Here is a 13,585-nt window from a genome sequence, read left to right on the forward strand (position 1 = left end):
ATCCGCAAAAATCATTTTACCTTTCTATTTACCGTTCGGTTCACTACTATATACCACATTCCTCCCTCAATTATCTGTGGCGTTGTCAATCCAGGCATTATCACGACGACCTATCAGGCTTGCGGTGGTCGATCTGCAGATCGTCGAACCATACATCTTGCGTATCCTGGCTGCGGAGTTGCACCACGGCATACCCATAACCGAAGCCGTCAGTGAACCGTCTATCTGCGTCCAGAAGGTACTGCTACCTACTAGCACAGCCTGTGAAGATACCAGCGCACTGTCCTTATCATAAAGCAGCAGCTCCAGGTAAGCGGCCTTTTTACCGAACAAGGATTTGCCGATAAGGTAGAGGACCGCATTTTAAGAGAAGATGTTTTTTATGCCTTATTGCCATTTTTTAATAAAAAAAATACAAGAACTATAAAAACAACAGTTAAAAAGGCAACTGTAGTTAGAGCAATTTGCTTTTGCTTATTTATTTCATTCTGTCTAGCTTCAATCTCCTCTAATCTTTCTTGTTTTGCATCGTGGCTAAGTTCGGATAATTCAACAATTGATTTGTCAGTTTCGTATTTTTCACTTACCGTCAAATTTATGTAGCCATAACCTTGTAAAAGGATTAGAACAAATGTTATTCCAATAAGTATTCTCAAAAATTTCATAAAATTACCATTTGGGCTCTCCATACTGGAGTGCACCAGAACTCCAACCTTTATTCATTTTACTAAGCATTTATATATTCAGCGAAACCTGCAGATGCCTGAATTGCAGGGATTTTAATACTCTTAGCTTTACGTCCACCGCATACCGTTGCCTTTGCACCATACTTAACAACCCCAGTTGCCGCAGCCTTAACCATGAAGATATCAGAAATAGCTAAAGCTGCATACAAAACACCCCTTGAAATGTCTCCTCGGGCAAAAGCATCTTAAGAATCCAATCCTGCCCCTATTACAGGGATATATGTTTCCTCCATCCGAAGACTGTTCTTCTGTCAGCATCCGCTGGCTGGATGAGCTCGTGCTCTGGTCGTCGTAGTAAAAGTATACCGAGGCATCGATCGTATCGCCCTTCATCACCGGTATCGAAAAACTATCTACACCATGATAGATGCATTCATAGGTAAGAAAAAACTAAAGGACACCCTTTCGATTGTCCTTCAAGATGTCTGATCAAATTTTTTCACTTTTTTTCAGTGACACTTATATCTATCATATACTACACATTCGTGCTATATAATAGCATTAAAAAAGCCTCCGATTTTTCAGAGGCTTTCTGTTCTATATAAGACCTCTTTATATCTCACTCCCTCTGCATGTAATCGAGAGAGTACGACAGGTCATAGGGAGACGCTAAGATCAGAGAAAGGGATTCCATTTTGCTAATGCAATAATATCACCATTACAAAAATAAGAAAGAAGCACATAGAAAATGTAACCAAGCCAAGTATGCGGTTCTTTCGAATTTGACGCTTTGAAAGTCCAGAATACATTTTCTTAAATCCTAGTTTTTCGATATAGCGTACTATACTTTTTTGAAACCCATACAAAATAATTAAAGCCCCGACCACCGCTATGCAAACCCAGATTTTTGTAGTTGTGATATTTTCGAGAACTGACATTAAAATAATGATAAGAGACCCTCAAAAAAATGCAACTTTGTTAAGAAACAGAAATGCCGTTCCTGGTACAATCCTATCTTTCTTAGACCCTGAAAACCATAAAGAAAGTATGTAATCAATTTTTAAAATATCCTTTATCATAATTTCGTAATCAATCTGAAACTAATCTCCCCAGAGGCCGGAGTTTCTTCCAACATTGGCATCAATCATCCCGCTTACATCGAATACATAATCTGCAATTCCATATACAGCTATGCCTGTCAATACCGCGGGGGCGGCGAAAACTGTTGCTATACCTGCTGTAACCAATAAAGCGCCATTAACAATAGTATGAGCATCCCACGTATCTGTACCTACTTCGTAAGTAATTACTCCCACAGTCAGCGCTATTCCTAACGGATCATATTCCCTATACTGCGTGCTATAGAAGCGGGGGCGCCCAGCCTACCCCCTCCATCTTTTCAAGCTGACCTATTCAGGCCGACTGAAGGCCGAAGGGGTAGTAGTGATTCTCCTGCAACACTACTGCCCACTTCTGGGACGACCTATCAGGCTTGCGGTGGTCGATCTGCAGATCGTCGAACCACACATCTTGTGTATCCTGGCTGCGGAGCTGCACCACTACATAGCCATTATCCGAAGCTGTTAGTGTACCCTCTATCTGCGCCCAGAAGGTACTGCTGACAACCGGTGCGGTGGTGCGGTTTTGTTGTTGATTTCAACTATTAAGTCTATTGTAGCGATACTACTCAGAATAGTATCAACTATTAGAATATAGTATGGCACAGTTCATATCTTACTAAGCAAATCTTTTAAGAAATAAATGATTTCTCAAGTGATCCAAGGATAGAAAGTTTTTTTGACGTGGACATTTTTCAATTTTAAAATTTTATCAAGTTCTCCGACTAGCAGGCATGATATTCTGATAACAACATTATTGCTTAATTTGATTAATGCATAGTTGTACTCATCCCATGTAAATACGGCAGTTCTATTTTCCGCCAAGGGCTTCGTTTTATAAACTATAATTTCAGTAATATCTTTTTCATGAAACCTAATATCATTGTATTTACTACTATAAATTATCACCTGTTTGACATCATCATATGAAAATGAATCATAACGATTAATAATATAATACTGTAAATGCAATAAAAGCATAGGTAAAACAAAAATCACAAATGAAACACTACCAGCAATAAATACTTTTTTCAAATCCAAATAGCCGTACCTATATACCACCAATAAGGACAATCCGATAGAAAAAAACAAAATAGTCACAACTATGGATTTTAGAGCCCGTAAATGGGCAGATCTTTTTATTTTATACACTTTCATTGTTATCTCCTGAACGGCCTCCATCCACCTTTTAATCCATTGATTAAATCTCTGTTACCCTGATCAATTACAGGTTGTACATCATCCATCCACCAATCATACGCACATTCCCCTACAACGAAGACAGCTCCTACTATAGCCCCAACACCTGCTGATATAAAAGCACCCGCAACAATAGCTGCTGCAGTTCCTGTCGTACGGTAACCATACCTAGCCGCTGATATATCCCCATCAACGAAATCCATTGTGTCGAGCACGAAACCAGCTCCTGCCAAAATATACCCTCCTTTGGAGGCACCAGTCTTTAAAATAGTTAATGTTTTTCCAGTGCTTTTCAGCATCACATTCCAGCCAGCTATTGCTTTACCTGACTTGCCATAAATTGGAATAACTACGGTTTTGAATTCTCCGTATATATCCATTCCCTCTTCAAAGAGACCCAGCCCGACACCGAACCAAGGAGAAAGTGTGACTTTATTACCATTTGAGTCTAAAACTGGAGTGATTTTCCAATCACCCCCAAAAAACGTATAGGCTACATCCTCTTCTAAGTCCTCTAAATTACCACCTCGTTTAAGCCATTCTTCTTTGGTAATTGGGTCACCACCCGTTGAGTCCCATTCTTTTATGTGGATTTTCCCATCGACAAACACTACTTGACTTTGATCAATTCCATATTTATCTCCAAATTCTCTATTTGGCAATAAAAAATAATCCCTTTGCGCCAAATAATCAGGGTCGGTAAGGGTTCGATCAGTCCAATGGTTACCAGATGCTGGCATAGTCGAGTTTCTTTTACCTACTCTTGTGCCACCTACCGGATCATGGAAGAATATCTGATACTCAACAGGAACAGGATTAGTAAGATCATACTGGCCGCCTGAGGCTCTATGAGCCGCCTGAGCCCCATCCGGATCATTCGCATTTACCGTATTATTATACCCATACATATACGGCGTCCAGGCAGCAAACTTACTTGCCATTGGATCTATCGCATGGAACCTACCCAACGCCGCACCATACTCCCTATATTGCGTACTGTAGAAACCCGAAGGCGGGCCCAGCCGTCTCCTTCTGCCAATCTGACCCTGCATTGTAGAGCTTGTGGTTGGGACCGACCGGCAGGGAGGTGTTGACTGCCACTCCTTCCATTTGCAGGCCAAACGGATAGTAGTGATTCTCTTGCAACACCACTGCCCGTTCGGGCTTGATGTGGTCTAGGTAGGTAAATCCTACAGTAGTTTTAAATAGTTGTATAAATTCCCTTCTACTAATAAAATATATCAATCTCTCTTACTTCAATTTTTAATGAATATTCTTCTGGAGTATAAACTGTTAGTTGAGGATTATCCGTCTTAAGGGCTTTCACTTCTGAATCAGAAAGTTCAAACCCCACTACTAAGTATTTCAGAGAGGAAAAATTATAACGATTTTTCATTAAAATTTTTTTATTCTGAGGAGAATTGTCTTCAAATATTAGATGTTCAAGTTTATTAAAATAGCTGTACATTTTATTCTCCAAAGTAAAACCATCTATTCTCAAAATTTTAAGTTGAGGTAAAGCATTCAGCCATGATATAGATAGCTCATCATTTGCTGTAGAAACAGAATCTTTTGTCTTTGTCAGGTAAACAGCTTTTATAGTAGGATAATTTTTTAAAATAATCTCATCGAAATCCCTAACTATACCAAGTAGATATGGCTCGTTCCTGTAATTTACAATTACATAATTTTCATCAAAATAATTTAAGCTCGTTTCATTACTAAGACCACCATAGTCCACTGATAATGATACTTTGTTTTTGCCATATCTATGTTTCATATTTAATACTTTATTCTTATTAGAATTTTGAGTTTTACTACTATGACATGAAATAAATGATACGCTATAATAAAACATTATGAGTGCAATCAATAATCTGGGTACATTCTCCATCCTATAAAATTAATTTCTGATATCGGTAACTCAACATTATATCCGGGAAATATTGATCCTCCAAAACCTCTCAACTCTCTTTTTAATGTTTGAATAAATTCCTTCTTAGCCTCGGCAGGCGTAATAATAAGGCCGTCTTCATAATTAGAAAAAACTTTCACTCTAGCTTGCTGAAAACTAAATGCGAGCCGTAATCGCGCTTGTTCTTCATCTCTTCCAACTGCACTAATAAGCAATTTGATACTGGGAATTTTTAATTTCATACTTTTGATTCCTCTACTATAGTTTAGAAGTAGAAAGGTTTCTTCGTATTTAACATCTGCATAATAAGCGTCTCCTATTTTTTTCAAATTAAAAGAGTAGGGATCTACAAACCAATCACCAAAGTATATTGTTGGTGGTTTAGATAACAAATCATTATTAAAATCCCATGCATTTGACCCAGCCTGATCAACCAAAAAATCAATTGCTTCAGCCCCTGAAATTAACTCAATTTCAAAATCATGTCCTACACTCCTAGACCCATCTGGGTAGCTCCAATATTTTGAAGTTATTAAAGCATATCTTCTCTTATTCAACTTATTAAATACTTCTTTCGCAGATTCACCAGCGAATGTAGGACCGATACCCTTCGCCACTTCTGCCGCTCTTTGCTCGTTTATATGCCCGTAAATATTTCGTGCCCCGGTGAAGGTAGCAAACCTTCTACCTGTCATTCGCTGATAAAGAGTACCATAGTTTCCAGCTTGTAAATTAACTGCATCACTCCAGTGATTACCAGAACCTATCCCAATGCGGTTAGTTCGATATGCATCATGACTTCCTCCAATAGGATCCTGACTGAAAAACTGCATCTCTACTGGCACTGGGTTATTGAGGTTTCGCCAAGCCGCCTGAGCCCCATCCGGATCATTCGCATTCACCGGATCATTATACCCATACATATAAGGCGTCCAGGTAGCAAACTTACTTGCCATCGGATCTATCGCATGGAACCTCCCCAGTGCCGGATCATACTCCCTATATTGCGTGCTATAGAAACCGGTCTCCTTCTGCCAGTCCGAACCGGCATTATAGAGCTTTCGGTTTGGATCAGTGGGTGAAGCCGTGTTAACAGCTACCCCCTCCATCTGCAGGCCAAATGGATAGTAGTGATTCTCCTGCAACACTATCGCCCTATCAGGCTTGCGGTGGTCGATCTGCAGATCATCAAACCACACATCTTGTGTATCCTGGCTGCGGAGCTGCACCACGACATAGCCATTATCCGAAACAGTCAGTGTACCGTCTATCTGCGCCCAGAAGGTACTGCTGCCTACAGGCACAGCCTGTGAAGATACCAGCGCACTGTCTTTATCATAAAGCAGCAGCTCCAGATAAGCCGCCGGGGCCGTACTGAGCGTAGTTTCCGAAATACTCAGATTGCTGGTGCTTTCCTTCTTATTCCCAAACAGCGCCTTACCGATCGGGTACAAGGCCGCCAGGTTAAACCTGACACCTCCGCCAGCCGCCTGGTTGTCACCCGTGCCCGGTATACGCGGGGTGGTAGTAAAGAGCGGAGCCGCAAAGGTAAACTCATTACCAGACCCACCTGTCTCCTGCTCGCTAGTCAGCATCTGCTGGCTGGATGAGCTCGTGCTCTGGTCATCATAGTAATAGTATACCGAGGCATCGATCGTATCGCCCTTCATCACCGGTATCGAAATGTAGGGGCCCGTAGCATTCGTCACCTTAGCAGAAGAGGCACCGCTAAGCGCCTGATTGCCATCACGGAAAGTAGTCACGTTCTTGAATTTCGGGTAGTCACCCTCTTCATCCGCACCCGCTTCCATCGTCAGCAGGTGCTGGTTCTGGCTCGCCTCCACCGGCGTCCAGCTTACGCGCGTATTGCCCTGGTGGTCGGTGTAGAAGTATTTATAAAACCACAGAGATTAGGCAATACCTTCATACGTACCCTTAAAAACCATTTTATAAAGTGGGAGGATCACAATTACTCACTAAAAGGCTGTAGCATCTTTACTATTACATAATCATAACCTTCTTAAATATTCACAGTCATAGTTCTAGCTTAATTACTCTATTACTACTCAAACATCATTATTAAGCTTACTAAATTAATCGCATGAAAATTGAGCATAATTACAAATAAAATAACTATAAGGTCACCTAATAAATATTCAATCACTTTTTAAGGTCTGTATTCTTCAAAAGACGATAGAGATCAGAATAAAAACAATCCATTTGAAATTTTTTTATCTCCTTAACACTATTTATTATCGCAATTGAACTTAAAACCTCATCAGAAATCATATTATAAGCCGAAACCATATCACCACTCATAAAATGATCATAACTTAATTTAATATCATACCTTAAAGAATTTTCGAGAAAAACCTCAACTCCATCAACCACTATTTTACCTCTCCCTTTTTTATATTTTGGTTTTCTTTTTTTAAAAAAAAACTCAGCCTCAGCAGGAACACATATTACTCCAATCAATATAGATTGAATATCTTCACCATAGAATTTATCCTTAAAATGAAAATTCATTTTATCAGATAATTCTTGGATAATATCACTCTTATTTGACTCCAATACTTCTCTGCTTATTTCTTGAGTTAGGGCTAATTCCATATTATCTAAAAATTTTATTGCCTGGAGGCAAATGTCTATGTTTTAGGTAGTAACTATAAATCTTGATCTTTTCAGCTACTTTTATTTGAGCTTGATTACCGTAATACTCCCCAACAAAAATAACGCCCTCCTGATTTAAGTACCCCTGGTCATACCTTTGATTGGAAGTTGTTTCACCATACTTCCATACCTCACCTCTGTTTAAATGCATTTTTCCAGTAGGAAGTTTAGAACCATGAGAATAAATATTGTATTCACCATCTTTTTGAGCAACCAAAGAATACTGTACGCCAGGAGGACCGGCAGCTCTCGATAAAAGACCTTCAACTTCTTTAGCCATTTTATTAATTATCTCCTTATTATCAGACAAAAAGACCAAAGTAGCTCCCGCCCATATAAACGGAATCGCAATATCATCAACTGTTCCAATAACAGTTACATCATCTGCTATCAGAAAAAAACTTAGTGCACCAGCAGATTTAAAAGCCCGATAATTGACACCTGATACATTATGATAACAGTCTGGTCCATTACAAGCTGTTAATTTGAGCTTTCAGGAGTATGATAGGCCTCCGCGAATGATTCACCTAATTTTCTTAGACTCCTAGCTAATTCTGTAGTATGAAAAGTTCCATGTTCTATATTATAGCTTATGCCAGCGAAAGCTACTTCATAGTCAGACTTAAAATACGTAAAACCACTACCAGGCCTATAGGTACCACCAAGCTTTGACTTCAATAAAGTATTAACTGCAGACTCTATTGATATATTTTCGTAATTTCCACTTCCATTAGCATACTGAGTCTCCCTCCAAGCCCCTAACCTTTCTGGCAATAACCACGCCTGTCGACCTCCTGGATCTAGACTTTCAAATATTTTCCCATTCCTGTTCCTATCTTGTACTTGCTCAGCAACAGAACCTTTCCTGACTGACTGAGCCCCATCCGGATCATTCGCATTCACCGGATCATTGTACCCATACATATACGGCGTCCACGTAGCAAACTTACTCGCCAACGGATCTATCGCATGGAATCTGCCCAGTGCCGGATCATACTCCCTATATTGCGTGCTATAGAAACCGGTCTCCTTCTGCCAGTCGCTGCCAGCATTGTATAGCTTACGATTCGGGTCAGTAGGTAGGGCCGTGTTAACAGCCACTCCTTCCATCTGGAGGCCGAAGGGGTAGTAGTGGTTCTCCTGGAGAACTACCGCTCTATCCGGCTTGCGGTGATCTATCTGCAGATCGTCGAACCATACATCCTGTGTATCCTGGCTGCGGAGTTGCACCACTACATAGCCATTATCTGAGGCTGTTAGTGTACCGTCTATCTGCGCCCAGAAGGTACTACTACCTACAGGCACAGCCTGTGAAGATACCAGCGCACTGTCTTTATCATAAAGCAGTAGCTCCAGGTAAGCCGCCGGGGCCGTACTGAGTGTACCCTCCGAAATACTCAGATTGCTGGTGCTTTCCTTCTTATTCCCAAACAGCGCCTTACCGATCGGGTACAGGGCCGCCAGGTTAAACCTCACACCTCCGCCAGCCGCCTGGTTGTCACCCGTGCCCGGTATACGCGGGGTCGTAGTAAAGAGCGGAGCCGTAAAGGTAAACTCATTACCAGACCCACCTGTCTCCTGCTCGCTAGTCAGCATCTGCTGGCTGGATGAACTCGTGCTCTGGTCATCATAGTAATAGTATACCGAGGCATCGATCGTATCGCCTTTCATCACCGGTATCGAGATATAGGGGCCCGTAGCATTCGTCACCTTAGCAGAAGAGGCACCGCTAAGCGCCTGATTGCCATCACGGAAAGTAGTCACGTTCTTGAATTTCGGGTAGTCACCCTCTTCATCCGCACCCGCTTCCATCGTCAGCAGGTGCTGGTTCTGGCTCGCCTCCACCGGCGTCCAGCTTACGCGCGTATTGCCCTGGTGGTCAGTGTAGAAGTATTCATAGCGATAGCTTGTGTCCTGCTTCACCAGGCGGCCCTCCGGCATCGGCAGGTAGCTCAACGCAGGTGTCAGCCCTTCTTTATGCTCCCAGACCATTCCACCGATCATATCCCTGATAATGGCACTGTCACTATTGATCACCACGCGCTCACGTAGGCGCTGCCCGGTGGCGCTATAGGTATAAGTAACCGTGGCACTATCGCTGGTGACGGGCGCCGTGCAACGGTGGCCGTCTTGCTCAGTATGTTATAGGTGATATCGATAGCCTTGTTTTCATCCTGCGTCAGGTTGCCGTCCTGGTCATAGGTATATTCAGTCGACAGGGTCGCACCGTCTATAAAGCCTTTCGCATTGGCCGAAGCATCAGATACGCTTAGCAGGCGGTTACTGCCCGCCTTATAATTATACGTTAGCTGGTCTATCACCGTGGCCGCGCTCGTATCGCTTAACTGAGCGTACCGCGTCAGGCTTTCGATGTTGCTCTGTATGCATCTCCTTTGCTTATCTATCTCTGTCATCTACCGTTGATTCTAAGAAAATAAATATTAGCATACTTAAGACTCTAAGAGAACCTTATTCTAATTTTTTTATTAAAATACTGGCATCAATCCAACTACAATTGTTTGCTTCTGAAGCATCAATATTCTTAACTGCCACAAGCCTATATTCTTTACCAGAATCGGAATGATTATTACCAATGCACTTAATGTAATATTCGCCCATTTCATAGGTATTTACCTCTGCGATTAGTATTTTATCATTAAAACATATTCTATTTATCTTATCCACCTCAATGGTATCACCACTAATAGGAAATTTACTTTCTTTACCTATTAATATGAACCCAAAATCATTTTCCACAACTAATCCTATTGTTGGATACTTGATATCAGTACCCCAATAGCCTATTTTAAGGTTTTGTGGTAATGCCTTACCATCTATTTTTTGTATTGATTGACTTTTTGATGTCCAATATGCATACATAACTATAATAGCGCCAACTAACAGTATAGCTAATAAAATAATCTTAAAATATCTCATTTTTTTCTAATAATCGATCCATCAATGATCTTCATAGGTATTACTACCTTCGTAGGTACATATGGGTACGGAGTTCCCTAGAGTCTTTCTAAATTTGGTCCTGGTCCATCAGGGCTAGAACTTGGACTATCATTATATCTTTCGTTTATAAAATCAGTATCCCAAAAGCCATCTCCCTCATATAAAGTATAGGTTATAGTTTCATCTTTAGGGTTAACAGTATATTTGACTGGAGTTCTTCCAATATGGAATACTACTTCTGTCATATCTACGGCAAAAGTACCGGATGGTTTTATTTTACCTCTAACAATTAAGTTATGAGCTTTCTTAAATTCAGGTGTATTTAAAAGTAGTAAAGTCGTTTCAGGTCCTATCCTTTGAGAATAACCATTGCCATGCAGATACCTATATAAAGCTGTTGACATATCTTCAATTCCAAAATTTTCTTTTATAAAAACTTCTAATGGCTCGGCCATGGACCATTCATCAGTATTCTTGTCTAGAATAGAATAACCATCAATTTTCCCTGTCCATATGGAAGGAGAAAAATAGTTGTAAACCACTTTAGTCTCTCTAGGAATTATGTAACTATTCAAGGGTCTATTTACTTATGAAAAAATTTATCATAAGGGAGGTTTGTAATGTATAAAAGTTATCGTTAGGCTCGAAATTTTCAGTATAAAATCTAGGAAATGATGGCGTTATATCAGGGTTTCTAAAAATATCAGCAAACTGATTGATATATGGCATAAAATCGATTGAGTTAATTGAAATATTACTATCGCCAATAATATTAATCAAACTATTATCGCAAATAGATATGAGTGGAAACAATAAAAAAATTTCTTCTTCTATTGATAAAGCTTTGATTAGGTCATTTGGTAAATACCCAATCTGGCGTTTTGCTAAGGCAGTATATTCAATTTTTTTATCTTTAACGTAATTTACATACTCTGACACTAAAGACTTAGACATGTTATTATACTTAAATTTTAGGCTTGAAAAATCATCTTTTATTTGAGCCACTAAATCATGGACCTGTGTTTTACAATCAGACAAATAGATAAAATACAAATCATATTCAAACTCAATCTTATTTTTATATTCTCTTATCTCATTCTCCTTAATTTCGTTATAAACATCATATTGTTCATTATTTAACATCTCACCATAAAACTGTCTGTCAGTATTAGCTTCATCAATTAGAGATAGCGTGTGATTAGACAATAACTGCAACTTAGTTTTATTTCTTTCATAATTGTATAATTTAAATGCTTGTTGATAATCCAAATCAAGTTCTATCCATTTTATTTGAAAGGCTCTTACATTAGCTTCAATTTTTACTTCATTCCATTTATTGAAATTATCAATCAGCTTTTTATTTTGATATTTATTTAAAATCGATCCCATATGAGCGACTATAACTTCGCTTTTCTCCCAAGGCAAAATTCTATCATTTTCATGCACAAGGCTCTGTACTTTTAAAAGATAGGAAGACTGCTTCTGGTTTAAATCCAGCTTTTTAAAGCAATCCTCGAATGATCGGATAATGTTAGTTTGATCCATAATATACTGCTATTACAGCTTTTTCAGGTTGTCTAAGCCCAAGAGTTACTCTAGAACCAGGGTATTCTTCCTGAAGATCTGCCTCCATGTATTTAATAAAATCTCGTCTTATTCTAAACACTAAATCAACTTCATCATAGCTTGGTTTTTTAAAAGTATTACTCATAACCTGCCTCAATGCCCAATTAGCAGATTTGGCTGCCATTCGAGATCGAACTTTTGGGTTATTATAACCAGGAATATCAACTGTAATATCGATATTTATTGTTCTCTTTACCCTATCAAAGAAACCTTTCCTTTCCATGATACCGAAGGGAATATTTGCTACATAAGCACTATTGACATTAGCATCAGTTAACTCCTTGTGCCACTTAAATGATTCAGGCTGTAAACCAAAGGCACGATTTATGTTTAAGAAAACATCAAGAGGCTGAGCCATGTACCAATCCTTGGGATCCTTAAAATCCTCATGAAAGCTTTTGTCTAAATAGATAATCACGCCATCATCAGTTGTTACTGCATAGGCTTCTCTATTCATTTCCTTTTCTATCTCCTCCTCTCGCTCTTTATCTACCCGTCCATAAATATCGGTAATACCTGAGGATACAAAAAATTCTTTATTCGACATTCTCTGTGCCAAAACATTGTAGTTTTTTGCTTCTAGGTGTAATTTGTTACTCCAATGATTAGCTGATCCCAAGCCTACTCTATTCGATCGCCATGCATCATGACTTCCCCCAATTGGATCCTGACTGAAAAACTGCATCTCTATAGGCACTGGGTTATTGAGGTTTCGCCAAGCCGCCTGAGCCCCATCCGGATCATTCGCATTCACCGGATCATTATACCCATACATATACGGCGTCCAGGTAGCAAACTTACTTGCCATTGGATCTATCGCATGGAACCTCCCCAGTGCCGGATCATACTCCCTATACTGCGTACTATAGAAGCGGGGGCGCCTAGCCCGTTTCCTTCTGCCAGTCGCTGCCAGCATTGTATAGCTTACGATTCGGGTCAGTAGGTAGGGCTGTGTTCACCGCTACGCCCTCCATCTGGAGACGGAAGGGATAATAGTGATTCTCCTGCAGGATTACCGCCCACTTCTGGGACGACCTATCAGGCTTGCAGTGAACGATCTGCAGATCGTTCACCGCACATCCTGGCTGCGGAGCTGGACTCCAGGTTTTCTATTTATTTGAGAAACCAATCATTTGACTTAAACTTATCAGGAATGTCGAAATCATCCGAATTATATCCCAGTCTTTCTAATTCATCAAACCATTGATCTCTTTTTGATTCAGGGAACTTGATCCCACACCAAGGACAAAAATTGATAAGAACATATGATTCTCCTCCATCTCTGACAGGAATACCATATTCATCAAACCTACTATTATAAACGACCAATACATCTGGATTATCTATTTCATTTATTAATCCAATGTGATTACACGCATCTTTGCAACAATTTTCTTTAAGCATGTTTA

The 13,585-nt window shown here is 39.9% G+C and carries 17 protein-coding genes; all 17 read right to left on the reverse strand.

Annotation, left to right across the window (positions count from 1 at the left end; translation table 11 throughout):
• Positions 1-66: 66 nt before the first annotated feature.
• The 17 genes from AB9P05_RS05375 to AB9P05_RS05455 all read right to left on the reverse strand — a co-directional run bounded on the left by AB9P05_RS05375 (position 67) and on the right by AB9P05_RS05455 (position 13,580).
• Complete coding sequence (locus tag AB9P05_RS05375) at positions 67-333, reverse strand: hypothetical protein (RefSeq protein WP_371907783.1); 267 nt, start codon at positions 331-333, stop codon at positions 67-69.
• Between the two features lie 47 nt (positions 334-380).
• On the reverse strand, positions 381-665 hold the full coding sequence (locus AB9P05_RS05380) for a hypothetical protein (RefSeq protein ID WP_371907784.1): 285 nt from the start codon (positions 663-665) through the stop codon (positions 381-383).
• A 1,121-nt stretch (positions 666-1,786) separates the two neighbouring features.
• On the reverse strand, positions 1,787-2,002 hold the full coding sequence (locus AB9P05_RS05385) for a hypothetical protein (protein ID WP_371907785.1): 216 nt from the start codon (positions 2,000-2,002) through the stop codon (positions 1,787-1,789).
• Positions 2,003-2,455: 453 nt separating this feature from the next.
• The gene (locus AB9P05_RS05390; RefSeq protein ID WP_371907786.1) at positions 2,456-2,962 is read right to left on the reverse strand and encodes a hypothetical protein; all 507 of its coding nucleotides are present in this window, start codon (positions 2,960-2,962) and stop codon (positions 2,456-2,458) included.
• A 2-nt stretch (positions 2,963-2,964) separates the two neighbouring features.
• On the reverse strand, positions 2,965-4,056 hold the full coding sequence (locus AB9P05_RS05395) for an RHS repeat-associated core domain-containing protein (protein ID WP_371907787.1): 1,092 nt from the start codon (positions 4,054-4,056) through the stop codon (positions 2,965-2,967).
• 176 nt (positions 4,057-4,232) lie between these two features.
• On the reverse strand, positions 4,233-4,784 hold the full coding sequence (locus AB9P05_RS05400; protein ID WP_371907788.1) for a hypothetical protein: 552 nt from the start codon (positions 4,782-4,784) through the stop codon (positions 4,233-4,235).
• 89 nt (positions 4,785-4,873) lie between these two features.
• A complete protein-coding gene (locus AB9P05_RS05405) occupies positions 4,874-6,763 on the reverse strand; it encodes an RHS repeat-associated core domain-containing protein (protein WP_371907789.1) in 1,890 nt (629 codons plus the stop codon).
• A 316-nt stretch (positions 6,764-7,079) separates the two neighbouring features.
• Positions 7,080-7,532 (reverse strand): hypothetical protein, encoded by a 453-nt coding sequence (locus AB9P05_RS05410; protein WP_371907790.1) that lies wholly within the window; start codon positions 7,530-7,532, stop codon positions 7,080-7,082.
• Between the two features lies 1 nt (position 7,533).
• A complete protein-coding gene (locus AB9P05_RS05415; RefSeq protein WP_371907791.1) occupies positions 7,534-7,872 on the reverse strand; it encodes a hypothetical protein in 339 nt (112 codons plus the stop codon).
• 200 nt (positions 7,873-8,072) lie between these two features.
• Positions 8,073-9,632 carry an RHS repeat-associated core domain-containing protein gene (locus AB9P05_RS05420; RefSeq protein ID WP_371907792.1) on the reverse strand — a complete coding sequence of 520 codons (1,560 nt, stop codon included), beginning with the start codon at positions 9,630-9,632 and terminating at the stop codon, positions 8,073-8,075.
• On the reverse strand, positions 9,626-10,006 hold the full coding sequence (locus AB9P05_RS05425) for a hypothetical protein (RefSeq protein ID WP_371907793.1): 381 nt from the start codon (positions 10,004-10,006) through the stop codon (positions 9,626-9,628). Before AB9P05_RS05425 ends, AB9P05_RS05420 begins: the two co-directional genes overlap by 7 nt.
• Positions 10,007-10,061: 55 nt before the next feature.
• A complete protein-coding gene (locus AB9P05_RS05430) occupies positions 10,062-10,529 on the reverse strand; it encodes a hypothetical protein (protein ID WP_371907794.1) in 468 nt (155 codons plus the stop codon).
• 77 nt (positions 10,530-10,606) lie between these two features.
• A complete protein-coding gene (locus AB9P05_RS05435) occupies positions 10,607-11,125 on the reverse strand; it encodes a hypothetical protein (RefSeq protein ID WP_371907795.1) in 519 nt (172 codons plus the stop codon).
• A gap of 4 nt (positions 11,126-11,129) precedes the next feature.
• Positions 11,130-12,095, reverse strand: a complete 966-nt coding sequence (locus AB9P05_RS05440) for a hypothetical protein (RefSeq protein ID WP_371907796.1) — start codon at positions 12,093-12,095, stop codon at positions 11,130-11,132.
• Positions 12,082-13,092, reverse strand: coding sequence for an RHS repeat-associated core domain-containing protein (locus AB9P05_RS05445; RefSeq protein ID WP_371907797.1), 1,011 nt, complete (start codon positions 13,090-13,092; stop codon positions 12,082-12,084). Before AB9P05_RS05445 ends, AB9P05_RS05440 begins: the two co-directional genes overlap by 14 nt.
• Positions 13,058-13,249: a hypothetical protein gene (locus AB9P05_RS05450; protein WP_371907798.1), complete on the reverse strand. Its 192-nt coding sequence runs from the start codon at positions 13,247-13,249 to the stop codon at positions 13,058-13,060. The genes AB9P05_RS05445 and AB9P05_RS05450 overlap by 35 nt, the downstream gene beginning before the upstream one ends.
• A 40-nt stretch (positions 13,250-13,289) precedes the next feature.
• A complete protein-coding gene (locus AB9P05_RS05455) occupies positions 13,290-13,580 on the reverse strand; it encodes a hypothetical protein (RefSeq protein ID WP_371907799.1) in 291 nt (96 codons plus the stop codon).
• Positions 13,581-13,585: the final 5 nt, after the last annotated feature.

The sequence above is a fragment of the Roseivirga sp. BDSF3-8 genome, from assembly GCF_041449215.1.
Lineage (GTDB): Bacteria > Bacteroidota > Bacteroidia > Cytophagales > Cyclobacteriaceae > JBGNFV01.

Excerpts from the sequence above, each read along its gene's own strand:
- AB9P05_RS05380 (WP_371907784.1), bottom strand. The coding sequence starts at position 665 with ATGAAATTTTTGAGAATACTTATTGGAATAACATTTGTTCTAATCCTT.
- AB9P05_RS05390 (WP_371907786.1), bottom strand. The coding sequence starts at position 2,962 with ATGAAAGTGTATAAAATAAAAAGATCTGCCCATTTACGGGCTCTAAAA.
- AB9P05_RS05395 (WP_371907787.1), bottom strand. The coding sequence starts at position 4,056 with ATGCAGGGTCAGATTGGCAGAAGGAGACGGCTGGGCCCGCCTTCGGGT.
- AB9P05_RS05400 (WP_371907788.1), bottom strand. The coding sequence starts at position 4,784 with ATGAAACATAGATATGGCAAAAACAAAGTATCATTATCAGTGGACTAT.
- AB9P05_RS05410 (WP_371907790.1), bottom strand. The coding sequence starts at position 7,532 with ATGGAATTAGCCCTAACTCAAGAAATAAGCAGAGAAGTATTGGAGTCA.
- AB9P05_RS05415 (WP_371907791.1), bottom strand. The coding sequence starts at position 7,872 with ATGGCTAAAGAAGTTGAAGGTCTTTTATCGAGAGCTGCCGGTCCTCCT.
- AB9P05_RS05425 (WP_371907793.1), bottom strand. The coding sequence starts at position 10,006 with ATGACAGAGATAGATAAGCAAAGGAGATGCATACAGAGCAACATCGAA.
- AB9P05_RS05430 (WP_371907794.1), bottom strand. The coding sequence starts at position 10,529 with ATGAGATATTTTAAGATTATTTTATTAGCTATACTGTTAGTTGGCGCT.
- AB9P05_RS05440 (WP_371907796.1), bottom strand. The coding sequence starts at position 12,095 with ATGGATCAAACTAACATTATCCGATCATTCGAGGATTGCTTTAAAAAG.
- AB9P05_RS05445 (WP_371907797.1), bottom strand. The coding sequence starts at position 13,092 with ATGCTGGCAGCGACTGGCAGAAGGAAACGGGCTAGGCGCCCCCGCTTC.
- AB9P05_RS05455 (WP_371907799.1), bottom strand. The coding sequence starts at position 13,580 with ATGCTTAAAGAAAATTGTTGCAAAGATGCGTGTAATCACATTGGATTA.